This is a genomic window from Streptomyces sp. PKA51 (genome assembly GCF_057552455.1).
Map to the genome: position 1 here is coordinate 247,780 of NZ_BAAJPZ010000002.1, position 24,773 is coordinate 272,552.

Annotated in this window: 21 protein-coding genes; 9 read left to right on the forward strand and 12 right to left on the reverse strand. The window is 74.3% G+C overall.

Annotated features, from left to right (window positions below):
• Positions 1–4: 4 nt before the first annotated feature.
• The 9 genes from AC27L3_RS03520 to AC27L3_RS03560 all read right to left on the reverse strand — a co-directional run bounded on the left by AC27L3_RS03520 (position 5) and on the right by AC27L3_RS03560 (position 12,069).
• Positions 5–1,336 (reverse strand): MFS transporter, encoded by a 1,332-nt coding sequence (locus AC27L3_RS03520; protein ID WP_487232509.1) that lies wholly within the window; start codon positions 1,334–1,336, stop codon positions 5–7.
• On the reverse strand, positions 1,333–2,709 hold the full coding sequence (locus tag AC27L3_RS03525) for a lysine N(6)-hydroxylase/L-ornithine N(5)-oxygenase family protein (RefSeq protein WP_487232510.1): 1,377 nt from the start codon (positions 2,707–2,709) through the stop codon (positions 1,333–1,335). Before AC27L3_RS03525 ends, AC27L3_RS03520 begins: the two co-directional genes overlap by 4 nt.
• The gene (locus tag AC27L3_RS03530) at positions 2,706–4,496 is read right to left on the reverse strand and encodes an IucA/IucC family protein (protein WP_487232511.1); all 1,791 of its coding nucleotides are present in this window, start codon (positions 4,494–4,496) and stop codon (positions 2,706–2,708) included. The genes AC27L3_RS03525 and AC27L3_RS03530 overlap by 4 nt, the downstream gene beginning before the upstream one ends.
• A gap of 28 nt (positions 4,497–4,524) precedes the next feature.
• A complete protein-coding gene (locus AC27L3_RS03535; RefSeq protein ID WP_487232512.1) occupies positions 4,525–5,781 on the reverse strand; it encodes an alanine racemase in 1,257 nt (418 codons plus the stop codon).
• A gap of 370 nt (positions 5,782–6,151) precedes the next feature.
• The gene (locus tag AC27L3_RS03540) at positions 6,152–7,612 is read right to left on the reverse strand and encodes a pyridoxal phosphate-dependent decarboxylase family protein (RefSeq protein ID WP_487232513.1); all 1,461 of its coding nucleotides are present in this window, start codon (positions 7,610–7,612) and stop codon (positions 6,152–6,154) included.
• Complete coding sequence (locus AC27L3_RS03545; protein WP_487232514.1) at positions 7,609–8,961, reverse strand: diaminobutyrate--2-oxoglutarate transaminase family protein; 1,353 nt, start codon at positions 8,959–8,961, stop codon at positions 7,609–7,611. The genes AC27L3_RS03540 and AC27L3_RS03545 overlap by 4 nt, the downstream gene beginning before the upstream one ends.
• Positions 8,962–9,095: 134 nt before the next feature.
• Positions 9,096–9,959 carry an ABC transporter ATP-binding protein gene (locus AC27L3_RS03550; RefSeq protein WP_487232515.1) on the reverse strand — a complete coding sequence of 288 codons (864 nt, stop codon included), beginning with the start codon at positions 9,957–9,959 and terminating at the stop codon, positions 9,096–9,098.
• Positions 9,956–11,041, reverse strand: coding sequence for a FecCD family ABC transporter permease (locus AC27L3_RS03555; RefSeq protein ID WP_487232516.1), 1,086 nt, complete (start codon positions 11,039–11,041; stop codon positions 9,956–9,958). The genes AC27L3_RS03550 and AC27L3_RS03555 overlap by 4 nt, the downstream gene beginning before the upstream one ends.
• Before the next feature lie 11 nt (positions 11,042–11,052).
• A complete protein-coding gene (locus AC27L3_RS03560; protein WP_487232517.1) occupies positions 11,053–12,069 on the reverse strand; it encodes a FecCD family ABC transporter permease in 1,017 nt (338 codons plus the stop codon).
• A 121-nt stretch (positions 12,070–12,190) separates the two neighbouring features.
• Here AC27L3_RS03560 and AC27L3_RS03565 point away from each other — a divergent pair, with 121 nt between their 5' ends.
• Positions 12,191–13,204 carry an ABC transporter substrate-binding protein gene (locus AC27L3_RS03565; RefSeq protein ID WP_487232800.1) on the forward strand — a complete coding sequence of 338 codons (1,014 nt, stop codon included), beginning with the start codon at positions 12,191–12,193 and terminating at the stop codon, positions 13,202–13,204.
• Positions 13,205–13,295: 91 nt separating this feature from the next.
• On the opposite strand, the gene AC27L3_RS03570 is transcribed toward AC27L3_RS03565, so the two are convergent.
• Positions 13,296–14,135, reverse strand: coding sequence for a (2Fe-2S)-binding protein (locus tag AC27L3_RS03570; protein WP_487232518.1), 840 nt, complete (start codon positions 14,133–14,135; stop codon positions 13,296–13,298).
• A gap of 283 nt (positions 14,136–14,418) precedes the next feature.
• Here AC27L3_RS03570 and AC27L3_RS03575 point away from each other — a divergent pair, with 283 nt between their 5' ends.
• The 6 genes from AC27L3_RS03575 to AC27L3_RS03600 all read left to right on the forward strand — a co-directional run bounded on the left by AC27L3_RS03575 (position 14,419) and on the right by AC27L3_RS03600 (position 19,916).
• Positions 14,419–14,529 (forward strand): keywimysin-related RiPP, encoded by a 111-nt coding sequence (locus tag AC27L3_RS03575; protein WP_487232519.1) that lies wholly within the window; start codon positions 14,419–14,421, stop codon positions 14,527–14,529.
• A 23-nt stretch (positions 14,530–14,552) separates the two neighbouring features.
• A complete protein-coding gene (locus tag AC27L3_RS03580) occupies positions 14,553–16,409 on the forward strand; it encodes a lasso peptide isopeptide bond-forming cyclase (protein WP_487232520.1) in 1,857 nt (618 codons plus the stop codon).
• 16 nt (positions 16,410–16,425) lie between these two features.
• Positions 16,426–16,680, forward strand: coding sequence for a lasso peptide biosynthesis PqqD family chaperone (locus AC27L3_RS03585; protein WP_487232521.1), 255 nt, complete (start codon positions 16,426–16,428; stop codon positions 16,678–16,680).
• On the forward strand, positions 16,677–17,111 hold the full coding sequence (locus AC27L3_RS03590) for a lasso peptide biosynthesis B2 protein (RefSeq protein ID WP_487232522.1): 435 nt from the start codon (positions 16,677–16,679) through the stop codon (positions 17,109–17,111). The genes AC27L3_RS03585 and AC27L3_RS03590 overlap by 4 nt, the downstream gene beginning before the upstream one ends.
• Before the next feature lie 107 nt (positions 17,112–17,218).
• Positions 17,219–18,946, forward strand: a complete 1,728-nt coding sequence (locus AC27L3_RS03595) for an ABC transporter ATP-binding protein (protein ID WP_487232801.1) — start codon at positions 17,219–17,221, stop codon at positions 18,944–18,946.
• Between the two features lie 277 nt (positions 18,947–19,223).
• Entirely contained in the window at positions 19,224–19,916 is a 693-nt protein-coding gene (locus tag AC27L3_RS03600; RefSeq protein ID WP_487232523.1) for a transglycosylase SLT domain-containing protein, read from the forward strand.
• Positions 19,917–19,956: 40 nt separating this feature from the next.
• Here AC27L3_RS03600 and AC27L3_RS03605 read toward each other — a convergent pair whose 3' ends face one another.
• Positions 19,957–20,379 (reverse strand): MarR family winged helix-turn-helix transcriptional regulator, encoded by a 423-nt coding sequence (locus tag AC27L3_RS03605; protein ID WP_487232524.1) that lies wholly within the window; start codon positions 20,377–20,379, stop codon positions 19,957–19,959.
• A gap of 94 nt (positions 20,380–20,473) precedes the next feature.
• Between AC27L3_RS03605 and AC27L3_RS03610 the strand changes: the two genes are divergently transcribed.
• Together AC27L3_RS03610 and AC27L3_RS03615 are read left to right on the forward strand one after the other, a co-directional pair.
• Complete coding sequence (locus AC27L3_RS03610; RefSeq protein ID WP_487232525.1) at positions 20,474–21,490, forward strand: ABC-2 transporter permease; 1,017 nt, start codon at positions 20,474–20,476, stop codon at positions 21,488–21,490.
• 101 nt (positions 21,491–21,591) lie between these two features.
• Entirely contained in the window at positions 21,592–22,917 is a 1,326-nt protein-coding gene (locus AC27L3_RS03615; protein ID WP_487232526.1) for an aldehyde dehydrogenase family protein, read from the forward strand.
• Between the two features lie 63 nt (positions 22,918–22,980).
• Here AC27L3_RS03615 and AC27L3_RS03620 read toward each other — a convergent pair whose 3' ends face one another.
• Positions 22,981–24,594: an ABC-F family ATP-binding cassette domain-containing protein gene (locus AC27L3_RS03620; RefSeq protein ID WP_487232527.1), complete on the reverse strand. Its 1,614-nt coding sequence runs from the start codon at positions 24,592–24,594 to the stop codon at positions 22,981–22,983.
• Positions 24,595–24,773 lie beyond the last annotated feature (179 nt).

Sequence of the window (24,773 nt, forward strand, 5' to 3'; positions counted from 1 at the left end):
GTCGTTACTCCTTGGCGTGGACGGGCAGGCCGTCGGGGACGGTCACGGCGGCCTCGGCGAGGACGAGTTCGCGTGGCGGGACGGGGGCGGTGGCCAAGGCGGCGGCAGCGCGCCGCGCCGGGGCGAGGGAGGTCACCGCGACGCAGGCCAGGGCGGCGGCGGCCACCGTCAGGGGAAGGGCCAGGTCGTGGGAGACGACGGCCGCGGAGATCAGGGGCGCGGCGAGCAGCCCGGCGGAGCGCACGGTCTCCACGGCAGTGAAGGCGGGGCCGGCGGTGCCGGTGGAGTGGAACATGCGCATCTCCACGGCCACCTGGGCCAGGCCCAGGCCCAGCCCGGCCACCAGCCGGCCGCAGATCAGCGACGTCAGCGAGGTGGCGGCGTACTGCCACAGGAAGCCGCCCGCGCACACCAGGGCGGCGACCGGCAGCAGCCGGTGGCCGAACCGGTCGTGGCAGCGGCGGGCGAACGGCAGGGTGATCAGGGCGCCGACGCTGGGCAGGAAGAACAGCACGGCGCCGCCCACCGAGCCGCCGCCCAGGTCGGAGGCGAACTCGGTCTCGGCGAACTCGGTGAAGAACGGCCGGGCCACGGCGAGCGCGAAGTCGAAGGCCACGCCGATCAGGGCGGCCCGGGCCAGCAGCGCCCACCGGCCCCGGCCGCCGGCGGCCGGGGCGGCGGCCGGGGCCCGGGTGGGCTCGTCCTTGCGGGCGGGCAGCCGGCGCAGCACCCGCAGGATGAGCACGGCGAGGACGACGTCGACCACCGCGAAGGCGGACACGCCCAGGCGCGGGTCGGGCAGGGCGAGCACGCCGGCGCCCACCAGGGTGGCCGCCACGGCGGCGACGTGGAAGACGACGACGATGGAGCGCACGGCGGCCAGTTCGGCGTGCTCGGCGTCGCTCTGCTCCTCGGCCGCCTTGCGGGTGTGCTCGGCGATGAAGGCGGGGTAGGCCAGCAGCAGCGCGGCGTTGGCGGCGACGGAGGCCGCCGACAGCGCGGTGAAGGCGGCATAGCTGGGCGCGAAGCCGAGGACGAGGTCCACCGCGGCGGCGGCGCACAGGCCGGTGGCCACGAGCTGGTGCAGGGGCCGGCGGCGGGCCGCCAGGCCCCACAGCGGCAGGGCGACGAGCCCCACGATGCGGCAGGTCCACAGGTACAGCCCCGTCGCCCCGGGGTCGTCGACGCCGTACAGGCGCTCGAACAGCTGGGGCAGGAAGGGGGCCAGTGCGGTCTCGGCGACGAGGTAGAGGGCGATCACCGCGATCAGGACGGCCCGCAGCGGCAGGCCCGATCGCGCGGGGGCCGCTCCCCCGGCCTGCCGGGCCGCGCTCATCGCAGGGTCCCGACCGGGTCGGCGTGGTGCGGGGCGGTGGCGGGTGCCGCCGCGCCGGGGGCGCCGAAGGTGGTCCAGGCGGCGCGGTCGGGCACGGGCAGCACGGTGCGGCCGCACACGGTGTTGAGGATGGTGGCCGCGCGCCAGGCGCCGAGGGTCAGGTCGGGGGCGCCCACGCCGTGGGTGTGCATCTCGGCGTTCTGGACGTACAGGGTGCCGCCGACGCGCGGGTCGAGGCCGACGCGGTAGTGGCCGTCGACGCGGTAGCGGCCCTTGGGGTCCCAGTCGACGAGGTCGGCGAGCGTGTCCAGGAAGGCGGGCCGGGTGGCGGCGTAGCCGGTGGCGGCGACGATCGCGGAGGTGCGGAAGGTGAACTCGCTCTCCTGCGGGGCGTGGCGGCAGGTGAGCAGGTAGCCGTCGCCGTCCTCGCGGACGGCGGTGAGCTCGACGCCGGGGTGCAGGTCGGCGCGCGGGCGGCCGCCGCCGATGGTGCGCTCGTACAGCTCGTCGTGGATGGCGCCGAGGGTGTCGGCGCTCACGCCCTTGTACAGCTGCCACTGCTCGCGGACCATCTGCTCGCGGCGGTCCTCGGGCAGGTGGCGGAAGTAGCGGATGTAGTCGGGGGTGAAGTGCTCCAGGCCGATCTTGGAGTACTCCATGGGCGCGAAGGCGGGGGTGCGGGCCAGCCAGCGGGTGAACGGCCCGCCCAGGCCCTCGCCGTCCTGGTGACGGATCAGGTCGAGGACGATCTCGGCGCCGGACTGGCCGGCCCCGATGACGGTGACGTCGTCGGCCGCGGCCAGGGCCGCGCGGTGGGTGCGGTAGTCGGCACTGTGCAGGACGCGGCCGCGGTGGGCGTCGGTCAGCAGCGGCCGCAGCGGCTCGGGCACGACCGGGTCGGTGCCGACGCCGAGGACGATCTGGCGGGCCAGGACGCGCGTGGTGGTGCCGTCCGCGCGGGCGTAGGTGACGGCGAAGGCGTCGGCGCTCTCGTCCCAGGCGACGGCGTCGACGCGGGCGTCGAAGCGGCAGGAGGGCAGGCGCTCGGCGACCCAGCGACAGTAGTGGTCGTACTCGCGGCGCGGGATGAGGAAGCGCTCGGAGAAGAAGAAGGGGAACATCCGCTCGTGGGAGCGCAGGTAGTTCAGGTACGACCAGGGGCTGGTGGGGTCCGCCATGGTCACCAGGTCGGCGAGGAAGGGCACCTGCAGCGTGGTGCCCTCCAGGAGCAGGCCGGGGTGCCAGGAGAAGGCGGGCCGGGCGTCGAGGAAGAGGGCGCTCAGGCCGGGCACGCCGTCCGCGAGGGCGGCCAGCGACAGGTTGAACGGGCCGATGCCGACGCCGAGAAGGTCGTAAGGGGTGTTCTCGCTCACCGCTGGGCCTCCGCGAGGGGGTTGGGAAGGTCGATGTAGACGGACTGGGTGTGCACGTCGCCGACGAGTTCGTCGAGCCCGTCCACGCAGGTGAGGTAGTTGCCCTTGCAGCGCAGGACGGGCGCGTCCAGGAGCAGGCCGAGCAGGCCCTTGGCGCCGGGCTCGGTGGCGCGCAGCCGCTCCAGGCGGGCGCGCAGCACGCGCAGCAGGTCCTCCTCGGCGGCCAGCTGCTGGGCGCCCAGGGAGCCGATGACGCCGAGGAGGTTGCTGATGTAGAGGTAGTAGCCGACGCGTTCGTCGACGAAGGCGTCGTCGAAGACGAGCTCGACGTCGTCGGTGGCGCCGGGCAGCAGCCGCTCGATCTCGGCGGCGCGCGAGCGGGCGAGGTAGTAGCCCTGGCTGTCGCGGTACCAGCCGGCGGTGGGCAGGCCGTCCTCGCCGAGGGCGACGAGGGTGTTCTGGTGGTGCGGCTCCAGGGCGATGCCGTACCGGGCCTGGAGGCGGATCAGCGGGACGGCGAGCACGTCGAGGTAGTACTCCAGCCAGCGCGCGGCCGCCTCGGCGACGGTGGTGCCGTGGGTGCGCGCGGCCCGCTCGACCGCCTCGGCGAGCAGGGTGCGGTGCGCGGGGGCGCTGCCGTCGCCGGGGCCGGTGCGCTCGGCGAGCAGGCCGGCGACGCACAGGCCCTCGCCGGCGCCACCGCGGAAGGGGTTGTCGCGCAGGGCGGTCTCCAGGCCGGTCTCGGCGCCGGAGGTGCCGGCGGAGATCCAGGCGAAGTCGCGCAGGATGGCGAAGTCGGGGTGCTCGGCGCGCAGCCAGTCGGCGGGGCCTGCGGCCAGCAGCCGGGCGGCGCCGACGCCCAGGCGCATCTCGCCGCGCAGGTTGTTGCGGCGGGAGTTGGTGATGCGCATGCCGAGGGAGAGCTTGAGCATCACGTCGGCGTCCGGGCGGTGGACGGTGCGCACGGAGGACGTGGGGTGCCAGGGCGCGCCGCCGGGGCCGAGCGGGGTCAGCAGACCGTCCTCGACCAGGGCGCGCACCTCCGGGCGGCGCAGCACCTCGCGGGCCTGCCAGGGGTGGGCGGGGACGGGCACGGTGCCCTTCGGCAGCGCGACGCCGGCGGCCAGCGGGCGCAGCAGGTCGGCGACGGGCCGGCCGTCGAAGGTGCCGCCGGCGACGATGTCGGGGTGGGCGGCGAACCAGTGCAGGGCGAAGGAGCCGCGCAGCTCGGGCGAGTAGTCGGCCAGTTCGTCCTCGGACGCCTCCTCGCGGCTCTTGGGGGCCGGGTGGAAGGGGTGGCCGAGCAGGAGGGCCTGTTCGGCGTCGAGGAAGGGGGTGGGGCCGGTGGTGCCGGCCGCCTCGGCGCGGCGGGCGGCGAGGTGGGCGGCGACGCGGCCGGCGGAGTTCAGGACCCGGCCGACGGCGTCGGCGCCCAGATGGGCGGCGAGCCCGCGGCCGGTGGTGGACTCGCGGATCGCGGCGGCGGCCACCAGGGCGGCGTCGGCCGGTGCGGGGGCGGGACCGGTGCCGTCGACGACGGGCGGGCCGAAGCGGTGCCAGCCGGTGGCCGAGCGGTGGCGGACGGGCACGCGCAGCCGCAGGGCGCTGGCGGGGAAGTCGAGCAGCATCTCGGTGCCGGCGGCGGGCACCTCGACGGCGCTCTCGCGGACGTAGGCGCGCAGCAGCGTCTCGGTGGCGGCGGAGTCGGCGGCCTGCCGGGCATCGGGGTGGTCGAGCGGATCCGGCACCGGTGCCGGGGCCGTGGGCGGGTTCGGCGGGAGGGTCATCGCGGGTGCTTTCGAGGCGGCGTGGGCGTCAGAGCAGGATGCGGTCGGCGACGGGGTGGCCGAGGAAGGCGTGCATGGCGAACTCCCAGCCGTAGGAGCCGGCGCAGGGGAAGACGGCGATGTCGCCGGCGCGCACGCGCTCGACGCGCACGTCGCGCAGCAGGGTGTCCTCGGGGGTGCACAGTTCGCCGACGAACGTCACGGGCCCGTCGGCGGCCTCGGGGCGCGGGCAGCCCTCGGGCCACTCCTCGACGGGCAGGACGGCGACGTTGTGGACGATGTCCCAGGAGGTGGGGAGCTGGAAGTGGTTGATGCCGCCGCGCAGGGCGGCGAAGGAGGTGCCGTAGGAGTGCTTGACGTCGGTGACCTCGGCGGCGTACCAGCCGCAGTCGGCGACGAGGAAGCGGCCGGGCTCCAGGGCGACCTTGACGCCGCCGGGGGGCGGGGTGGCGGCCAGCAGTTCGCCGAAGCGGGCGACGTCGAAGGGCCGTTCGTCCTTGAAGTCGGCCTCGAAGGCGACGCCGATGCCGCCGCCGGCGTCGATGTGGCGCAGGTCGATGCCGTGCTCGACGGCGGTGGCCACGCTCCACTCGATGCACCAGCGCAGGTAGGCGGCGTGGGTGGTGGCGTCGAGGTTGTTGGAGGCGGCGTGGATGTGGAAGCCGACCAGGTCGATGCCGGGCAGCTTCATGGCCAGGCGCACGGCCTCGGCGACGTCGGGCTCGGGTATGCCGAACTGGGATGCCTCGCCGCCCATGTGGAGGGAGCCGGTGACGGGTATCTCGGCGGGGTTGACGCGCAGGGCGACGCGGGCGGTGGTGCCGAGCTCGCCGGCGATGCGGCTGATGCGGTGCAGTTCGAGGGGGCTCTCGGCGTTGATGGCCTCGACGCCGGCCTCGACCAGGCCGGTCAGGACGGGCACGGACTTGGCGGGTCCGGCGGCGACGACCGGGGCCGGTGCGCCGGGGGCGGCGGGCTTGGCGGCGGTGGCGAGGGCCAGTTCGGACAGCGAGGCGACCTCGAAGCCGTCGACGTGCGGGGCGAGGGCGCCGACGATGCCGGGGAAGGAGTTGGCCTTGACCGCGTAGTAGACCGCCGCCCACTCGGGCAGGGCCGCCCGCAGCTCGCGGGCGCGGGCGGCGGCGACGTCGCCGTCGTAGACGTAGGCCGCGACGGGGTCGCCGCTGCGGGCGAGGTCGAGCAGGCGGCGCTGCACACGTGCCGGGAGGACGTCCTGGGCGTGGGCGGTGCGGGGTGCGGCGGACGGCGGGAGTTCTATGGACACGGCGGCTGCCTTGCTGCTTCGGGTGACGGGCGTACGTACGTGATGCGGGGCGCTGGCGCTCGGCCTTGCGGGGATGGCCGGGGTGTCCGTCGGCATCCGGACACCCCGGCCAAGTTAGGCGAGCCTAAGCTAATTCATACGATGCGACTTTCCAAGCCGGGCGCCCCGTAGGGGCGGTGGGCGCCGCCGGGCCGCAGGGCCGCGGCGCGCCGTCCGGCGCCCCGTCAGGGGCGCGGGACGGCGCCGATCTGCGGCTGCCGCCGCGTGGGCGCGATCGGCCACCGACGGCCCGCCGTCGGGCGAGGCCCGGCACTCCCCCTGCGGGTGCGTTGTGGCTTGTCGCGCAGTTCCCCGCGCCCCTACGGGGCGGCTACGCCGCCATCGTGGCCGGGGCGAGGCGTTCCGCCTGCTCGGCGACGAGCTCCAGGAGGCCGGCCAAGTCGTCGGCCGTCGTGCTCGGGTGCAGCAGTGTCACCTTCAGCCACAGTCGCTGCCTGCCGTCGGCGTCCGCCACCGTCGCGCGGCCGAGGACGGCGCGGCCCTCGGCGAGCAGGTCGCGGCGGACGGCGGCGACGAGTTCGTCGCCGTCCGCGTCGGGCAGCGCGTCCGCCGCGGCCGGGCGGAACAGCACGGTGCTGATGCCCACCTCGCCGGGGCGGCGACGCAGGGCCGGGTGCTCGTCGACGGCCCGGGCGACGTCGGCCGCCGTTTGCACGCAGTGCTCCACCGTGGCGCCCAGGCCGCGCCGGCCCAGGGCGCGCAGGGTGGTGGCGATCTTCAGGACGTCGGGGCGGCGCGAGGTCCTGATGGAGCGGCCCAGCAGGTCGGGCAGGCCCGCTTCGGTGTCGTCGTCGGCGTTGAGGTAGTCGGCGGTCAGGGCCAGCGGCTCCAGCAACTGGGCGTCGGCGACGGCGAGGACGCCGGCGGCGACCGGCTGCCAGCCGAGCTTGTGCAGGTCGTAGGTCACCGACACCGCGTGTTCGATGCCGGCCAGGCGGGGCGCCAGCTTGTCGCTGAAGAGCAGCGGTCCGCCGTAGGCGGCGTCGACGTGGAGTTCGGCGCCGTGGAAGCGTGCCACTTCGGCGATCTCGGGCAGCGGGTCGATCAGACCCTCGTCGGTGGTGCCGGCGGTGGCGACGACCAGGGCGGGGCCCGCGCAGTCGACCAGCGCCCGGTCCAGGGCGGCGGGGCTCATGCGCCCGCCGGGGCAGTCGACGACGACGGGCGTGGGCAGGCCCAGCATCCAGGCGGCGCGGCGCACGCTGTGGTGGGCGTTGGCGCCGACGAGCACCTGCACCGTACGGGCGCCGGTGGCACGGGCCCGCTCGCGACCGAGCAGCAGGGCGACGAGGTTGGACTCGGTGCCGCCGCTGGTGATGACGGCGTCGGGGGCGGGGTGGTGGGGGTAGACGAGGCGGGCGAGGGCGGCGGTGACCTCCGCTTCGATGACCGCGGCGGCCGGCGCCTGGTCCCAGGAGTCCATCGAGGGGTTGAGCGCGGAGGCGACGAGGTCGGCGGCCGCGGCGACGGCGAGCGGCGGGCAGTGCAGGTGGGCCACGCAGTGCGGGTCGGAGGGGTCGGCCGCGCCCTCGGCGGCGGCGCGGGCCACGTCGTACAGCGCGTCGGCGGCGCCCACGCCCTCCTCGGGCAGGACGGGGGTGCACAGGGCGCGGGTGCGGGCGGCGACCTGCTCGGGGCCTCCGGCGGGCAGGGGCCCGCCGCGGGCGGCGGCGCCGTCGGCGAGCGCGTCGAGCGCGATGGAGGCGAGCTTGCGCAGGGCGTAGGGGGAGGCAGGGTCGGCGACGGCGTCGGCGCGGGTGGGCTCGTTCACGCGGCACGCTCCGCGGTGACGGCGGCGAGCGATTCGGCGATGCGGCCGAGCACGGAGTCGGCCTGTTCGTCGGTGAGGACGAGCGGGGGCAGCAGGCGCAGCACGGCGTCGCCGCGGCCGCCGAGTTCGCAGATCAGGCCGCGCTCCAGGCAGGCCTGCTGCACGGCGCGGGCGAAGGCGCCGTCGCCGGGCAGGGAGCCGAGGGCGTCGGGTGCGGCGGTGGGGTCGACGAGTTCGGCGCCGATCATCAGGCCGCGGCCGCGCACCTCGCCGATCTGCGGGTGGGCGGTGGCCATCTCGCGCAGGCCGGCGCGCAGGCGCTCGCCGAGCTTGGCGGCGCGCTCGGCCAGCTGCTGTTCGGCGACGGTGCGCAGGGTGATCTCGCCGGCGACCATGGCCAGGGTGTTGCCGCGGAAGGTGCCGGTGTGGTCGCCGGGCTGCCAGGTGTCGAGGTCGGGGCGGTAGGCGATGAGGGCGAGCGGCAGGCCGCCGCCGACGGCCTTGGAGGTGACGAGGATGTCGGGGGTGATGCCGGCGCGTTCGCAGGCCCAGAAGTCGCCGGTGCGGCCGATGCCGGTCTGGACCTCGTCGATGACGAGGAGGATGCCGTGTTCGGCGGTGATGCGGCGTACCTCGCGCAGCCAGGCGTCGGGGCCGGGGACGACGCCGCCCTCGCCCTGGACGACTTCGAGGATGACGGCGGCGGGCTTGCCCACGCCGCTGGAGGGGTCGGTGATGTAGGACTCCATCAGGCGGGCGGAGAGTTCGCCGGCCTGTTCGGCGCCGACGCCGAAGGGGCAGCGGTAGCCGTAGGGGTAGGGCAGCCGGGTCACGGGCTGGGCCTCGGCCGGGCCGAATGCGGCCGCGCCGCGGCGCATCCGGCCGGGGCCGGAGACGGAGGAGGCGCCGAGGGTCATGCCGTGGTAGGCGCCGGTGAAAGCGAATATTCCCTGCCGGCCGGTGGCGTTGCGGGCCAGCTTGAGGGCGGCCTCGACGGCGTCGGTGCCGGCGGGGCTGCAGAAGTGCAGTTTGGCGTTGTTGTTGAGGGTGCCCGGCAGCCGCTTGAGGAGTTCCTCGCTGAAGGCGTCCTTCTGCGGGGTGATCATGTCGAGGGCGTGCAGGGGGGCGGCGGAGCCGATGACCTGCTGCAGGCCGGCGATGACGTCCGGGTGGTTGTGGCCGAGGGCGAGGGTGCCCGCTCCGGAGAGGCAGTCGAGGTACGTGCGGCCGTCGGCACCGGTCACTTCGGCGCCGGCGGCGGCGACGGGCGCCACCGGGATGGACCGGGCGTAGGTGCGGGCAGCGGACTCACGTTGCGCCTGTCGGTCGAGGAGACGAGCACGCAGCATGGCGGGATCCTTCGGTCACGAGCGGGGTGGGCAGGCAGGGCGGCGCCGGTGGGTGGGAGCGGTTTCCCGCCACCCATCGACTTAGGTAAGGCTAACCTACCAAACTGTGGCCATGCTTCCGCCCCGCCCGCGCCTCACGCCCCGTCAGCCGCCGTACGGGCGTGCCTGCTCAGCGGGATGACCAGCGGAGCGCCGGTCTCCTCGTCGCGGCGCACCCGGGCGCTGAGCCCGAAGACCTCCTGCACCAACTGCTCGGTGAGCACCTCGGCGGGCGCGCCCTGGGCCACCACGCGCCCGTCCTTCATCGCCACCAGCCGGTCGGCGTACCGGGCGGCCAGCGAGAGGTCGTGCAGCACCACGACGACCGTGCGGCCCGTGGTCAGGTGCAACTCCCGCACCAGGTCGAGCACCTCGATCTGGTGGGCGAGGTCGAGGTGGTTGGTGGGCTCGTCGAGCAGCAGCAGCTCGGTCTGCTGGGCGAGCGTCATGGCGATCCAGGCGCGCTGCCGCTGGCCGCCGGAGAGCTCGTCCAGCGTCCGCTCGGCCAGTTCGTACATGCCGGTGGCCCGCAGCGCCTCGGCGACCGCCGCCTCGTCGTCGGAGGACCAGCGCCGGTACCAGCTCTGGTGCGGGTGGCGCCCGCGCGCCACCAGGTCGGCCACGGTCAGCCCCTCGGGCGCGGCCGGGGACTGCGGGAGCAGGCCCACGCGCTCGGCCACCTCGCGGGTGGGAATGCGGTGGATGGGCGTGCCGTCCAGCAGGACATGCCCGGCGGTGGGCTTCATCAGCCGGCCGAACGCCCGCAGGAGAGTGGACTTGCCGCAGCCGTTGGGCCCGATGACGGCGGTGATGCCGCCGTCGGGAATGTCGAGGTCCAGCTCCCGGACGACGGCCCGGTCCCCGTAGGCGAGCGTGAGGCCCTCGGCCCGCAGGCGCACCCGGCGCCCGGCGCCGTCGTGGGCCGGGGAGGCTGCGGGGGTGCGGGTGGTCTCGGTCATGACGTGCGGGCCCTTCCGCTCCGAATGAGCAAGTACAGCAGGTACGGGGCGCCCAGTGCGGCGGTGAGGATGCCGACGGGCAGTTCGATGCTTCCGAAGGCGGTGCGGCCGAGCACGTCGGCCCACACCGTCACCGCGGCGCCGATCAGCGCCGAGGCGAGCAGCGGCGGGGTGCCGCTGCGCACGAGCCGGACGGCCAGCTGCGGGCAGGCCAGGGCGACGAAGGCGATGGGGCCGGCGGCCGCGGTCGCGGCGGCGGTCAGCAGCACGGCGGTGAACAGCAGCGCGACGCGCGTCGCCGTCATCCGCACGCCCAGGCCGCGGGCGGTGTCCTCGTCGAAGACGAGCGCGCCGAAGGGGAAGGACAGCATCAGGGCCACGGGGCCGAGGACCGCGAGCGTCCACAGGGCCGGGCGCATCGACTCCCACGAGGCACCGTTGAGGCTGCCGTTGAGCCACAGCAGCGCCCGGCCGGCGTCGACGATGTCGGCCTTGAGCAGCAGCCACGACAGCACACTGGTCAGGACGGCGTTGACGCCGACGCCCACGAGCAGCACCCGGTAGCCGGACAGGCCGCGCCGCACGGCGAGCAGGTAGACGGCGACGGCCGCCAGCAGGCCGCCCCCCATGGCCGCGGCGGGCAGGCCGGCCTCGGCCAGCGCGCCGCCGACGCCTCCGTTGGCGCCGCCGAGGACGATGACGGTCACCGCGCCCACGCCGGAGCCGGCGGTGATGCCGAGGATGTCGGGGCTGGCCAGCGGGTTGCGGGCCAGCCCCTGGACGACGGCACCGGCCAGCGCGAGCGAGGCGCCGACCACGGCGCCGGTCACCGAGCGGGGCAGGCGCAGATCGAGGACCACCATGCGGCTGGTCTCGTCGCCGGCGCCCAGCAGGGCCTTGGCGACGTCCCCGAGGGGGATGCCGACGTCCCCGCGGCCGCAGCCCACGAGCGTGCCGAGCAGCAGCACGGCCAGGGCCAGCAGCGGGACGAGGAGGGTGCGCGGCCGCCAGACCGCGGAGAGGGGGCCGGCCCGCAGGGGGGAACGCCCGGGGACGGCCGTCGTTTCCTGCACGCTGCTCATCTGCGCACCGCTCATATCCTCACCGCCTGACGGCGGCGGACGAGATGGATGAAGACCGGCGCCCCGATGAGGGCGAGCATGATGCCCACCTGGAGCTCCCCCGGGCGCGCCACCAGCCGCCCGAGGGTGTCCGCGACCAGCATCAGGGCCGCGCCGATGAGCGCGGCCTGGGCGGTGATCCAGCGGTAGTCGGGGCCGGAGAGGTGGCGGGCGATGTGGGTGCCCACCAGTCCGACGAAGCCGATCGGCCCGCACAGGGCCACCGCCGTGCCCGTCAGCAGGGTGATGGCAGCCATGCCCACGGCCCGGTTGAGCCCGATGCGCACGCCGAGCATGCGGGCCACGTCCTCGCCGAGGGAGAGGGCGTTGAGGCCGGGGGTGTTGAGCGCGGCGAGCACGAGGCCGGCCGCGATGAAGGGCAGGGCCTCGGCCACCAGGCTCAGCGGCTGGCCGCTGACGGAGCCCACCGTCCAGAAGCGGTAGGTCTCCAGCGCCTGTCGGTCGAAGAGCACCATGCCGGCGGTCAGCGCCGTGAACAGCGCATGCGCCGCGGCCCCGGCCAGGGCGAGGGTCACGGGCGTGGCGCCGCCGCGGGTGAGCGCGCCGACCGTGTACACGGCCGTGCCGGCGAGCGCGGCGCCGAGGAAGCCGAACCACACGTACCCGTACAGGCTGCCGACGCCGACGAGGAAGAGCGAGGCCACCACGCCCGCGCCGGCGCCGGCGCTGATGCCGAGCACCACCGGGTCGGCGATGGGGTTGCGGGTGTGGCCCTGCATCAGGGCCCCGGCGGCGCCGAGCGCGAGGCCGGCCACGAGGGCGGTCACGGTGCGCGGCATGCGCAGGGAGCGCACGATGATGTCGCCTTCGCGGCCCGAGGGGCTCCACAGTCCGTGCCACACCTGGCCGGGCCCGAGCGGTTCGGCGCCGAACGCGATGCTCAGCACCACCGCCAGGAGCAGTGCTCCGGCCAGTCCAACGGTCCACAGCCGGCGGCTTCTTGCCCTTTCGGACGCAACCTGCCTCATTTCCCTCTGTACGGGTCGCGCAGGTAGCGCTTCGGTCACGATCCCCTCCCCGCGTCTTTCGGTCACTTAGGTGAGCCTATCCTTAGGACCGCACAACGCGCACAGAGAAGGGACCCCCGTGATGAGAGCCCGTTGGCTCAGCCGCTTCGGCCGTACCGTCGGCGCCGTCGCCGTGACCGCAGGTCTGCTCGCCACCGCCGCCTGCGGCGGCGGCTCGGACAAGAATACGGACGATCAGGGCGGCAAGGGCACGGCCGCCTCGGGCGCCGCCTTCCCGCGCACGATCGAGCACGCCATGGGCAAGACGCAGCTCAAGCAGGCCCCCAAGCGCATCGTCGCCCTCGACATGACGTTCGTGGACGCCGCACTGGCCCTGCAGGGCAACGTCGTCGGCTACACCACCCTCGCCTCCCCCGACGAGAAGCTGCCCGCGTACTTCGGCAAGGACGCGGCCACGTACGGCGGCGGCGCGAAGCCGGTCGGCATGCTGGAGGAGCCCAGCCTGGAGAAGATCAAGGTCCTCAAGCCCGACCTGATCCTGTCGGCGAAGGTCCGTCACGAGAAGCTCTACAACCAGCTGTCGGCCATCGCGCCCACCGTCTTCACCGAGGACACCGGCGCGACCTGGAAGGACAACCTCAAGCTGGTCGGCAAGGCGCTCGGCAAGGAGAAGCTCGCCGACGAGAAGATCGCCGCGTACGACAAGCGCGCCAAGGCGATCGGCGACGCGGTCCGCAAGAAGAAGGGGTCCAACCCCTCGGTCTCCGTGGTGCGTTTCCTCGACGGCCCGACGCGCCTGTACAAGGAGGACACCTACATCGGCGTCATCCTCAAGGACCTCGGCTTCGACAAGCCGCAGGACGCCAAGGGCACCGGCTTCAACGCCGACATCTCCGAGGAGCAGATCAAGAAGGTCGACGCGGACGACATCTTCGTCACCGCCTACCCCGACCCGTCGGGGGCCGGCACGAAGAACAAGGAGAAGTTCCAGGCGAACCCGCTGTGGAAGCAGCTGAAGGGGCAGGTCCACGAGGTCGACGACACCACGTGGATGCTCGCCGTGGGCCTCTACGGCGCCGAGTCCGTCCTCGACGACGTCGCCAAGACGTACGGGGTGGACGCCGCCCGCGCCTGACGCGGCGACAGCGGACCGACGACAGTACGGCGATGGCCGGGCCTCCTGAAGGAGGCCCGGCCATCGCCGTACTGCGTTGCGTGCGATTCGTTCAGGGGCGCTTGCGGCGCGGGCAGGTCGGGCAGACGGTCTGCGGGGTGATGGTGTACCACATGCAGCAGTTCACGCGCGTACGGGTGGACTCGCCGACCGCCTCCGCCTCGGGGTCGCCGCACGAGGGACGGAACCCGGCCGCGCCCACGAACGGCGCGGTGCTGCCCGGCAGCAGCCGCTCGGCCGCGGCCACCGCCCGGCCCTCCTGCCCGATGAGCCGGCCCAGGTACCAGATGCCCTCGGCCAGTTCGTCGGTGGCCAGCCCCCACACGGCGCGGGGGCCGCGGCGCAGCAGCGGGCGGAAGGCCTCCAGGACCGGCCCGAGGTGGTGGGCCACCGCGCCGCGCAGCTCCGTGCGCAGCGCCTCCTCGTCGGCGACGACGCGGAAGCCGGGGCGGCCGGCGGCGGGGTCGTCCGGCAGGCAGGAGAGGTAGGAGGGGGAGACGGTCAGGGTGGCGGAGGCCGGGTCGTACCCGACGCCGCCGGGCCCGACCCAGGGCACGCGCCGCTCCAGGAACCAGGGGCCGCTCATGGTGACGGCGGCGAAGAAGGCGTACTGGTGCAGCACGTCGAGGGCCGCGACGTCGCGGCGGGGCGCGGTGCCGTGGCCCTCCTCGATCCTGCGGGCGGACGCCTCGACCAGCCACTCGCGCAGGGCCTCGTCCTTGACGAGGCGTTCGGCGGTGACGGGGTCGCCCTCGAGGCCGGTGCCGGCCCGCACCCGGACGACCGGGCCGAGCGCCTCGGCCACCTGGGCGTAGGTCTCCTGGAGCACACCGGCCCAGGCGGGCGCGCCGAGCGCACCGGCCGTCCGGGAAGGAGCGACTGCCACCGCCACGAGGACCCCCTGCGCACGACTCGACACGGGCTTCGAATAGGTAAGCCTTACCTTAACAGCAACGATCTCCCGGAGCGCCACCCTCCCCTTCCCGAACCCGCTTTCCCCGAACAGGGTCACGGCGGATATTTATGCGATTCCTCTTATGAATACGCACATGAGCGTATTGTCCGACCGTCGGGAGGCGCTGCTACGTTCTTCGTAGCAGCGAACCTCCTTGCAACAGACGGGAGTTACGTCTGATGCAGGGCTGGTTCTCCCTCCCAAAAAAGAGGAGAAGCTCATGAAGAAGGCGTACGAGGCCCCCACCCTGACGCGGCGCGGCGACTTCCGCACCGAGACCGGTCTGCTGCAGTTCAAGGGCAACGACCGCCTCGTCCTCAGCAAGAACTGAGGCAGGGCAGCTGATCGCACGCCATGGCGTCACTGCATGATCATGCGGAGGCGGGCTGCGGCAGCGCGTCCTTCACGGTCCTTCCGGACTGTGAGGGCGCGCGGGCCGCGGCCCGCTCTCTGCCCCGCCACCCCGGAACACGCACCCTCGACCACCCCTCCGGCAGGCCCTGGATCACCGGCCACTGGACCGACGACGAGTGCACCGCCGTCGCCACCCGCCGGGTCGCCCTCGCCGTCCTGGGCTGCTGCCCCGTGCGCCCCGATGTACTCCAGCGACACGCCGACCGGTTGACCGACCTCGCGCACCTGGACGAACTCGCCCGCACCCTGCCGGGCAGCTTCCACCTGGCGGCCTCGCTCGACGGCCGGGTCAGGATCCAGGGCGCGGCCTCCGGCCTGCGCCTGGTCTTCCACACCGCGCTCGAGGGCGTCCACGTCGCCGGCACCGACGCCCGCCTGCTCGCCCACGCGGCCGGCACCGGACCGGACCCGCGCGAGGTGGCCGTGCGCCTGCTGTGGCCGGTTCCCCACCCCTTGTACGAGACCTCCGTCTGGCAGGGCGTCGGCGCCGTGCGCCCGGGCGAGGCGCTGTACCTGTCACCCGACGGGCACACCACCCGCACCTCCCGCTGGTGGTCCCCGCCCGAACCGGTGCGCCCCCTCGCCGAGGGCGCCCCCCTGCTCCGGCAGGCACTCACCGACGCGGTCGGCGCCCGGACCCGGCCGGGCGGCGTGGTCAGCTGCGATCTCTCCGGGGGCCTGGACTCCACGTCCGTCTGCTTCCTGGCCGACCGCTCCCCCGCCCGGGTGGTGGCCAGCACCTGGCCGGGCCGCGACCCGGGCGACGACGACCTGCACTGGGCCAAGCGCGCCGCCGCCCACCTGCCGCAGGTCGAGCACGTCGTCTGGGACGCCCACGCCTCGCCGCTGGTCTACACCGACCTGCTGGAGATCGACGACCCGATGGACGAGCCGACCATCGGCGTGATGGACCGCGCCCGGGTGCTGCACCACCTGCCCGGCCTGCGGGAGCGCGGCAGCAGGCTGCATCTGACCGGCATCGGCGGCGACCACATCGCCTGGTGCTCGGAGGCGTACTACCACCGGCTGCTGCGCCGCCGGCCGCTGTTCGCGCTCGGCCGGCTGCGCGGCTTCAAGGTCCTGTTCACCTGGCCGCTGTCCGGCATGGCGCGCGCCCTGGCCGACTCCCGGCCGTACGACCGCTGGCTCGCCGACGCCACCGGCCGCCTGCGGGACCCCCTGCCGGACACGGTCGGCGGGACGCTGGGCTGGTCGGCCGAGCCCCGGCTGTTCGACTGGGTCACCGACGACGCCGCCGCGCTCGTGCGCGACGCACTGACCGAGGCGGCGGCCGGCGCCCGGCCGCTGCACCCCGACCGCGGAATGCACACCGACCTGGAGGCCATCCGCACCTGCACCCGCATCGTCCGCCAGTGGGACGCCATGGCCTGCCGTGCCGGCCTGCCCATGGCCTCGCCGTTCTTCGACGACCGGGTCATCGAGGCGGCCCTGGCCGTCCGGCCCGCCGACCGGGTCACCCCCTGGGCGTACAAACCGATGCTGACCTCGGCGATGCGTGGCATCGTGCCCGACGAGTGCCTGCGCCGCACCAGCAAGGCCCAGGCGTCCATGGACGCCGCCGACGGGCTGCGCGAACACCGCGGCGACCTGCTGGCCCTGTGGGAGGACTCCCATCTGGCCCGGATGGGGCTCGTCGACCGCGACGTCCTGCGCGCCCTGGCCCAGCGCCCGAACAGCCCCGGCCTGAAGGACGCGATCCTCTACTCCACCATCGCCTGCGAGGTGTGGCTGCGCAGCCTGGCCCGCGGCACCGACCTTGACGCACCACCGGCCTAGAGAAGGGGTACGGCACATGGCACTGCGGCTGGGAGCCGACGTCTGCACCGCCACCACCGCATACGGCACCGTCCTGCTGGACCAGCGCAGCGGGGAGTACTGGGAGCTCAACCCCACCGGCACCCTTGTCGTCCGCGCCCTGCTGGAGGGCGGCGACGAGCAGGACGCGGTGGACGCGCTCGTCGCGGAATTCGACATCGACCGCGCCCAGGCGGCCCGGGACGTCGCCACGCTCGCCGAGCAGCTGCGCAGCAGCGGGCTGGCATCGTGAGCACCCCCAGCGCCCTGGCGCGGCCCGTCGGCGTGCCCCTCGGGCACCGCCTGGCCGCCCGGGTCGTCCTGCTGCCCGCCCTGCTGCTGGCCCGGCTGCGCCCCCACCGCATCCGGGCCGTCCTCGGCGTCGTGCGCCGAGGTGCCGCACCGGCCGACCCCGGGCAGGCGCAGGCCGCCCGGGACGCGATATGTGCGGTCAGCCTGTACTGCGCGGGGCCACGCGGTTGCCTGCCGCGCTCGGTGGGCGCCGCGCTGCTGTGCCGGCTGTGGGGTGTGTGGCCCACGTGGTGCGCAGGGGTCCGCGTGGTGCCGCCCTTCGCCGCTCACGCCTGGGTCGAGGCCGGCGGCCGGCCGGTGGGCGAGGGCGTGCCCGACGACTACTTCGGCCGCCTGGTGGTCGTGGCACCCGCCGGCCGGGACGAGCCGTGAGCGGGCAGCTCGCCACCGGCGCCGATCCGCGCCCCGGCGAACCGGAGGCCACGGCGCACGCGCCCTCGCCGAAGGGCCGCCGCAAGGCGGCCGGGGCCTTGGTCACCATGGTGCGCCTGACCGCCGGGCACCGGTCCGCCATCGCCGTCGCCTGCGTGCTGACCCTGGCCGGCTCGGCCATGGGCCTGGCCCAGCCGCTGCTGGCCCGGCGCGTCATCGACGCGGCCGGCCACGCCGCCGTCACCGGACCGCTGCTGCTGCTCGCGGGGCTGTTCGTGGCGGAGGCCGTCACCGGGGCGGTCGGCCGCTTCCTGCTGGAACGCATGGGGGAAGGCGTGATCCGCACCCTGCGGCACGGCCTGGTCTCCCATCTGCTGCGCCTCGACATGCGCGAGTACGGCGAGCACCGCAGCGGCGACCTCATCTCCCGCGTCACCGCCGATACCGGCGTCATCCGCGAGGCCACCGCTCAGGCGCTGGTCGACCTGGTCACCGGGCTGCTGGTCTCGGCCGGCGCGCTGGCGCTGATGGCCTGGATCGACCCCGTCCTGCTCCTGCTGGTCGTCGCCACCGTGGCCGCGGCGGCCGTCATCGTCACCTCACTGCTGTCTGGCATCCGCACCGCCGCCGAGCGCACCCAGGGGGCCGTCGGCGGCATCGCCGCCGACCTGGAGCGGGCGCTCGGCGCGCTGCCCATGGTGCGCGTCCACTGCGCCGAGGACCGCGAGGCCGCCAGGATCGGCACCCGCGTCGAGAGCGCGTACCGCGCCGGAGTGCAGACCGCCAAGCTCGCCTCCTTCATGAGCTCCGCCGTCGAGCTCGCCGTCCAGGGATCGTTCCTCGTCGTCCTGGTGATCGGCGGCATGCGCGTGGGCGCCGCCGACTCGCTCGGCGAACTGGTGGCCTTCCTGCTCTACGCCTCCTACCTGGTCGTCCCTCTCTCGTCCGTCTTCCGTGCCGTCGGCCTCGTCCAGCGCGGGATGGGCGCCTACGAGCGCGTCGACCAGGCGCTGGCCCTGCCCCGGGAGCCCGCCGGCCGCACCCGGTCCCCCGCTCCGCGCTCCGCGTCCCGGCCCGCCGGGGCCCTCACGCTGCGCGACGTCCACTTCGGCTACCGCCCCGGCCGACCCGTCCTGCGCGGGGTGTCCCTGTCCGTACCGCACCACGGGCAGGTCGCCCTGGTGGGCCGCTCGGGCGCCGGCAAGACCACGATCTTCTCCCTCGCCGCCCGCTTCTACGAGCCCCAGGAGGGCGTCCTGCTCTTCGACGGGCGGCCCGCCCCCGAGCTGACCCGTCAGGAGTGCCGCGAGCGCATCGCGCTGGTCGACCAGAACACCCACGTCGTGCACGGCACCCTCTGGGACAACATCACCTACGCGGTGCCCGACGCCGGCGCGGCCGAGGTCGACCGCGTGGTGCGGCTGGCCAACCTCACGGACGTGGTCGAACGCCTCCCCGGCGGGCTGGCCTGCAACCTCGGCGAGCGCGGGGCCACCCTCTCCGGCGGCGAGCGCCAGCGCGTGGCCCTCGCCCGCGCCCTGCTCACCCGGCCGTCGCTGCTGCTGCTGGACGAGCCGACCTCCCACCTCGACGCGATCAACGAGGCGGCGCTGAGCAAGGTCATGCGGGACATCGCCGGGGAGTGCGCACTGCTGGTCATCGCCCACCGGCTGTCCACCGTCCAGAACGCCGACCGCATCTACGTGCTCGACGCCGGGCGCGTGATCGCCTGCGGTACGCACCTGGAACTGCTGCGGCGCAGCGCCGCGTACCGCGAGCTGGCCCACGCCCAGACGCTGCGGGGCACGGGCCCGGATTCCGGTGCCGTGGAGTAGCGCTTTCTTCGCGGAGGGCGAGCCGGAGGGGCCCGGGATGTGAGCCCGCCCATGAGAGGTGGATCACCTACGAAAGTGGGCCGTTGGTATTGGCCGTGGTGGGTGGGGTGGGGGGTGGTGGGGGACGAAAGAGGGCCGTAGTGGGGGGCTTTGCCAGGGGTTTCGAGCGCCGCTAATGATGGATGAGTCGCACGGCGCCGTCCGATCGAGAACGGCGCTTCGTTATGCGCCGCTTCGGGCTCGTGCGGCATCCCCGATCGAGAGGTTCAGCTCCTTCATGCGCTCCAACCACTCCGGCTATACCCGTCTGACCAAGACCCACAAGTTCATCGCTGCGGGCCTGACCGCCGCCGGCGCCACCGGTGTCGTGCTCGGTGTCGTCCCCGCCGCCACCGCCGCCACCCACGCCCCGGTCAAGCCGGTCGCCTGGAACGCGGAGACCTTCGGTCAGACCCAGGACGCCGAGCTGGCGAAGGCCGCTGACGCTGCTGCCACCCAGGCCACCACCGACGCCCAGGCGAAGACCAAGGCCGCGGCGGAGGCCGAGCGCAAGGCCAAGGAGCAGGCCGCCTCCCGTTCCCAGGCCCGCACCGCCCTCAAGCCCGCCGCCAAGCCCGCCAAGCCCGCCGCTGCGACCCCCAAGGCCTACGGCGACAACCTGGACGGCTGGATCACCCAGGCCCTGGACATCATGAAGGCCAAGCACATCCCCGGCTCGTACGAGGGCATCAAGCGCAACGTGATGCGCGAGTCCACGGGCAACCCGCGCGCGATCAACGACTGGGACGTCAACGCCGTCAACGGTGTCCCCTCCAAGGGTCTGCTGCAGATCATCGACCCGACGTTCAAGGCGTATCACGTCGAGGGCACCTCCTGGGACATCTACGACCCGGTCGCCAACATCGTCGCGTCCTGCAACTACGCCGCCGACAAGTACGGCTCCATGGACAACGTCAACTCCGCCTACTGATCAAGCGGATCGACCCCGATCACTTTCAACGCCGCCGGTGTCAGCCGGCGGCGTTGTAGCGTTGCAGGTACCCGGCGAAGCGCTCCAGGTCGGCGTCGTCCCAGTCGGTGAAGCGGTCCTCGAAGATCGCCCGGCGCTGCCGGTGGGCCTCCGCGAGCAGCCGCAGGCCGTCCTCGGACGGGCGCAGGATCTGCCCGCGCCGGTCCTCGGGGTCGGTCTCGCGCACGATCAGGCCCAGGCGTTCGAGGACGGCGGTCTGCCGGCTGACGGTGGACTTGTCGAGCAGGAAGTGGTCGGCGAGGTCGGTGCCGCGGCAGCCGCCGGTCGCCTCCAGGTGGTCGAGCATGCTGTAGGTCACCAGGGACAGCTCGGGGTGGATCTGCGCGGCCTTGTGCCGGGCCCGGCGGGCGAACGCGGTCAGCTCGCGCTGGATGGTGCTCAGGGTCACATCGCGGTCCGGCATATCTCCACCTTCCATTCGGTTGCATAATACATTCAGTATTGGTTGCATTTACCAACCTCTGAGACCTCGCAACTGCCCGGAGGAGCCCCCGCTCATGACCGCTCACGCCGCCCACGGGCCGCGCCACCACCTCAAGCACGTGGCCGTGCACCTGTTGACCCCGCTGCTGATGTGCCTGGGCATGGGCCTGGCCTACCTCGGTGCCTTCCACTCCCCCGAGCCGCACGGCATGAAGGTCGCCGTCGTCGGCAGCACCGCCCGGACCCAGGTCCTCGCCCAGACCATCAAGGACAGGGCCGGCGACGCCCTGGACGTCACCACCGTCGCCGACCGCGCGACCGCCACCCGGCAGCTGCGGGACCGCGAGCTGGCCGGCGCGTACGTGCCCGGTGCCGAGCACCCCGAGGTGCTGGTGGCGAAGGCCGGTTCCGACACCACCGCCACCGCCGCCACCGCCGTCTTCCGCAGCGTCACCGACCACCAGGGCGTGCCGCTGAAGGTCACCGACATCACCACGCTGTCCTCGGGCGACCCCACCGGGCAGGGCATCTTCTTCCTGCTCGTCGCGCTGAGCATCGGCTCGTACGGCAGCGTGGCGGCCATCGGCGCGGCCGGTGCCTCCTTGAGCCTGTGGACGCGTGCGGCCGTCGGCCTGGCCGTCTCCGTCGTGGTCAGCGCCATCGGCATGGCCCTCGCCGGCCCCGTCTTCCACGTCGTCGACCACGACTACGCCACCGTGTGGGGCATGGCCTGGCTCTACTCCGCGGGCGTGATCGCCTTCGGCATCGGACTGCACACCTTCCTCAAGCGCTGGACGACACTGACGATGATGGTGCTGTTCGTGATGCTGAACTTCACGACCTCGGGCGGCGTCTTCCGCCCCGAACTGCAGAACGGCTTCTTCGGCTCCCTGCACGCCTTCTGGAACGGCGCCGGCTTCGTCGAGGGCGCCCGCTCCCTGCTCTACTTCGACGGCGGCGCCGGCTTCGACGGCCGCGTGCTGTCGCTGTTCGGCTGGCTGGCCGGCGGCCTGGCCCTGCTCGCCGTGGCGGCCGCGGCCGAGAAGCGCCGCGCCCGGCCCCGCCTGGCCGCCGTACCGGCCGCCGCCTGATCCCCTCCCCTTTCCCGGAACATCTTCCGGAACGTCTTGCGCAACGTCTTTTCGGAACTCCTTCGGAACCCTTTTCGGAACCTTTGTCGGAACGAGGCACCATGTCGCACCCCGCCCCCGCCCCGGAACGGCCCGCCGAGGCCGTCGCCCGGCTCCGCGCCGCCTTCCGCACCGGCCGCACCCGGCCGCTCGCCTGGCGCACCGCCCAGCTGCACGCCCTGCGCACCCTGCTCACCGAGGAGGCCGCGGCCATCGCCGACGCCCTCCACCGGGACCTGGGCAAGAGCGCGTACGAGGCCCACCGCACCGAGATCGGCTTCACGATCCGGGAGATCGACCACACCCTGGAACACCTCGGGGACTGGCTGCGGCCGCAGCCCGCGGACGTCCCCGAGCACCTGGCCGGGGCCAGCGCCTGGACGCAGTACGACCCGCTGGGCGTCGTCCTCGTCATCGCGCCCTGGAACTACCCGGCCCAGCTGCTGCTGACCCCGCTGCTGGGCGCCCTCGCGGCGGGCAACGCGGTCGTCGCCAAGCCCAGCGAACTGGCCCCGGCCACCTCCGCCGTCCTCGCCCGCCTGCTCCCGCAGTACCTCGACGCGGATGCGGTGGCCGTCGTCGAAGGCGGCGTGCCCGAGACCACCGAGCTGCTCGCCGAGCGCTTCGACCACATCTTCTACACCGGCAACGGCACCGTGGGCCGCATCGTGATGGCGGCCGCGGCCCGGCACCTGACGCCGGTCACGCTGGAGCTGGGCGGCAAGTCGCCGGTCTTCGTCGACCGGGGCACCGACCCGCAGGAGGTGGCGCGGCGCCTGGCGGCCGGCAAGTTCCTCAACGCGGGCCAGACGTGCGTGGCCCCCGACTACGTCCTGACCGACCCGGAGACCGCCCGGGCCCTGGAGCCGGCCCTGGCGCGTGCCGTGGAGGAGCTCTACGGCCCCGACCCGGCGGCCGGCGACCGGTACGGGCGCATCGTCAACGAGCGCCACTTCGACCGGCTGACCGCCCTGCTCGGCTCCGGCCGCGTGGTGACGGGCGGCGACAGCGACCGGGACACGAAGTACATCGCCCCCACCGTCCTGGCCGACGTCGACCCCGACGCGCCCGTCATGCAGGAGGAGATCTTCGGCCCCGTCCTGCCCGTCGTCACGGTGCCCGGCCTGGACGAGGCGATCGCCTTCATCAACGACCGCGACAAGCCGCTCGCGCTGTACGCCTTCACCGACTCGCCCGCCGTACGCGAGCGCCTGGCGGCCGAGACGTCCTCGGGCGGCCTGTCCTTCGGCCTGCCGCTGGCCCACCTCACCGTCCCGGAGCTGCCGTTCGGCGGCGTGGGCGAGAGCGGCATGGGCAACTACCACGGCCGCTACTCGCTGGAGACGTTCAGCCACCGCAAGGCCCTCCTGGCCGAGCCCCCGCGCTGACCTGCCGGGGACCGGCCCCCGGCAGGCATCCGCACGCGGTACGCGTGCCGGCGGTGACCGCGGTCAGGCGAGGAGGAGCAGGTCGCGGTAGTCCTCGCTCCACAGGTCCTCGTCCGCGTCCGGCAGGAGCAGGACGCGGTCCGGGCGCAGGGCGTCGACGGCGCCCTCGTCGTGGGTGACCATGACGATCGCGCCGGGGTAGGCGCCGACCGCGGCCAGGACCTCGGCCCGGGAGGCGGGGTCGAGGTTGTTGGTGGGCTCGTCCAGCAGCAGCACGTTGGCACCGCCGTGGACCAGCCCGGCCAGGGCCAGGCGGGTCTTCTCCCCGCCGGACAGGACGCCCGCGGGCTTGTCCGCGTCGTCCCCGCCGAAGAGGAACGAGCCGAGGACGTGCCGGGCCTCGCCGTCCGTCAGGTGCGGGGCGGCGGCCGCCAGGTTCTCCCGGACGGTGCGGGCCGCATCCAGCGTGTCGTGCTCCTGGGCGAAGTAGCCCAGGCGCAGCCCGTGCCCGTGCACCACCCGGCCGGCGTCCGGGGTCTCGGCACCGGCCAGGATGCGCAGCAGGGTGGTCTTGCCGGCGCCGTTGAGGCCGAGGATCACCAGGCGGCTGCCCCGGTCGACGGCCAGGTCGACGCCGTCCAGCACGCGGTGGTCGCCGTAGGACTTGGCCAGGCTGATCGCTCCCAGCGGGGTGCGGCCGCACGGCGCGGGCTCGGGCAGCCGGATGCGGGCGGTGCGCTCGGTGCGCCGGGCCGGCTCCAGGCCGGCCAGCATGCGGTCGGCGCGGCGCGCCATGCTGCGGGCCATGACGGCGGTGGCCGAGCGGGCCTTCATCCGGTCGGCCTGCGCGTGCAGGGCCGCGGCCTTGCGTTCGGCGCTCGCCCGCTCCCGGGTCCGGCGCCGCTCGTCGCTCTCGCGCTGGGCGAGGTAGGTGTGCCAGCCGGTGTTGTGGATGTCGATGGTCGCGCGTGTGGGGTCCAGGTGGAAGACGCGGTTGACGACGTCGGCGAGCAGTCCGGTGTCGTGGCTGATGACCACCAGGCCGCCCTGGTGGCCCTGGAGAAAGGTGCGCAGCCAGGCGACGGAGTCGGCGTCCAGGTGGTTGGTGGGCTCGTCCAGCAGCAGGGTGCCGCCGTGCCCGGCGAGCCCGGCGAAGAGGATGCGGGCGAGTTCGACGCGGCGCCGCTGGCCGCCGGAGAGGGTGCCGACCGGCTCGTTCAGCACGCGGTCGGGCAGGCCGAGCCCGGCCGCGACGCGGGCGGCCTCGGCCTCGGCGGCGTAGCCGCCGCCGGCCTGGAAGGCGGCCTCGGCGCGCGCGTAGGCGGCCATGGCGCGCTCCAGTTCGGCGGGGCGCGCGGCGCGGGCCATCGCGGCCTCGGCCGCGCGCAGCGCGTGCAGGGCGCGGTCGAGGCCGCGGGCGGAGAGGATGCGGTCGGTGACGGTGACGGCCTGGTCGGCGGCACGGGAGTCCTGGGCGAGGAAGCCCACGGGACCGGTGCGGGTGATGGTGCCGGCGGCCGGGCCGCCGGCGCCGGCGAGGGCGGTCAGCAAGGTGGTCTTGCCTGCGCCGTTGCGGCCGACCAGGCCGATGCGGTCGCCGGGAGAGACGGTGAAGGAGAGATCGGACAGCAGCACGCGGGCACCCGCGCGCAGCTCGACACCGCGGACGGTAATCATGGGTAACGCTCCGAAACAGCGAAAGGACACACTTCTGGCGGGGAAGCGGGTCCTCGGCTAGGAGATTCGGGGCGTAGACATGCCCCTACGGTAACGAGCGCCCCACGGGCGGCGCATCCGCTTTTACGGCGGCCGCTTCCGCGGCGGCTGCTTTCAGAGCGGCCACTTCCGGCCTCGTC

Excerpts from the sequence above, each read along its gene's own strand:
- AC27L3_RS03520 (WP_487232509.1), bottom strand. The coding sequence starts at position 1,336 with ATGAGCGCGGCCCGGCAGGCCGGGGGAGCGGCCCCCGCGCGATCGGGC.
- AC27L3_RS03530 (WP_487232511.1), bottom strand. The coding sequence starts at position 4,496 with ATGACCCTCCCGCCGAACCCGCCCACGGCCCCGGCACCGGTGCCGGAT.
- AC27L3_RS03545 (WP_487232514.1), bottom strand. The coding sequence starts at position 8,961 with ATGCTGCGTGCTCGTCTCCTCGACCGACAGGCGCAACGTGAGTCCGCT.
- AC27L3_RS03550 (WP_487232515.1), bottom strand. The coding sequence starts at position 9,959 with ATGACCGAGACCACCCGCACCCCCGCAGCCTCCCCGGCCCACGACGGC.
- AC27L3_RS03555 (WP_487232516.1), bottom strand. The coding sequence starts at position 11,041 with ATGAGCAGCGTGCAGGAAACGACGGCCGTCCCCGGGCGTTCCCCCCTG.
- AC27L3_RS03560 (WP_487232517.1), bottom strand. The coding sequence starts at position 12,069 with ATGAGGCAGGTTGCGTCCGAAAGGGCAAGAAGCCGCCGGCTGTGGACC.
- AC27L3_RS03565 (WP_487232800.1), top strand. The coding sequence starts at position 12,191 with ATGAGAGCCCGTTGGCTCAGCCGCTTCGGCCGTACCGTCGGCGCCGTC.
- AC27L3_RS03575 (WP_487232519.1), top strand. The coding sequence starts at position 14,419 with ATGAAGAAGGCGTACGAGGCCCCCACCCTGACGCGGCGCGGCGACTTC.
- AC27L3_RS03580 (WP_487232520.1), top strand. The coding sequence starts at position 14,553 with ATGGCGTCACTGCATGATCATGCGGAGGCGGGCTGCGGCAGCGCGTCC.
- AC27L3_RS03585 (WP_487232521.1), top strand. The coding sequence starts at position 16,426 with ATGGCACTGCGGCTGGGAGCCGACGTCTGCACCGCCACCACCGCATAC.
- AC27L3_RS03595 (WP_487232801.1), top strand. The coding sequence starts at position 17,219 with ATGGTGCGCCTGACCGCCGGGCACCGGTCCGCCATCGCCGTCGCCTGC.
- AC27L3_RS03600 (WP_487232523.1), top strand. The coding sequence starts at position 19,224 with ATGCGCTCCAACCACTCCGGCTATACCCGTCTGACCAAGACCCACAAG.
- AC27L3_RS03605 (WP_487232524.1), bottom strand. The coding sequence starts at position 20,379 with ATGCCGGACCGCGATGTGACCCTGAGCACCATCCAGCGCGAGCTGACC.
- AC27L3_RS03610 (WP_487232525.1), top strand. The coding sequence starts at position 20,474 with ATGACCGCTCACGCCGCCCACGGGCCGCGCCACCACCTCAAGCACGTG.
- AC27L3_RS03615 (WP_487232526.1), top strand. The coding sequence starts at position 21,592 with ATGTCGCACCCCGCCCCCGCCCCGGAACGGCCCGCCGAGGCCGTCGCC.
- AC27L3_RS03620 (WP_487232527.1), bottom strand. The coding sequence starts at position 24,594 with ATGATTACCGTCCGCGGTGTCGAGCTGCGCGCGGGTGCCCGCGTGCTG.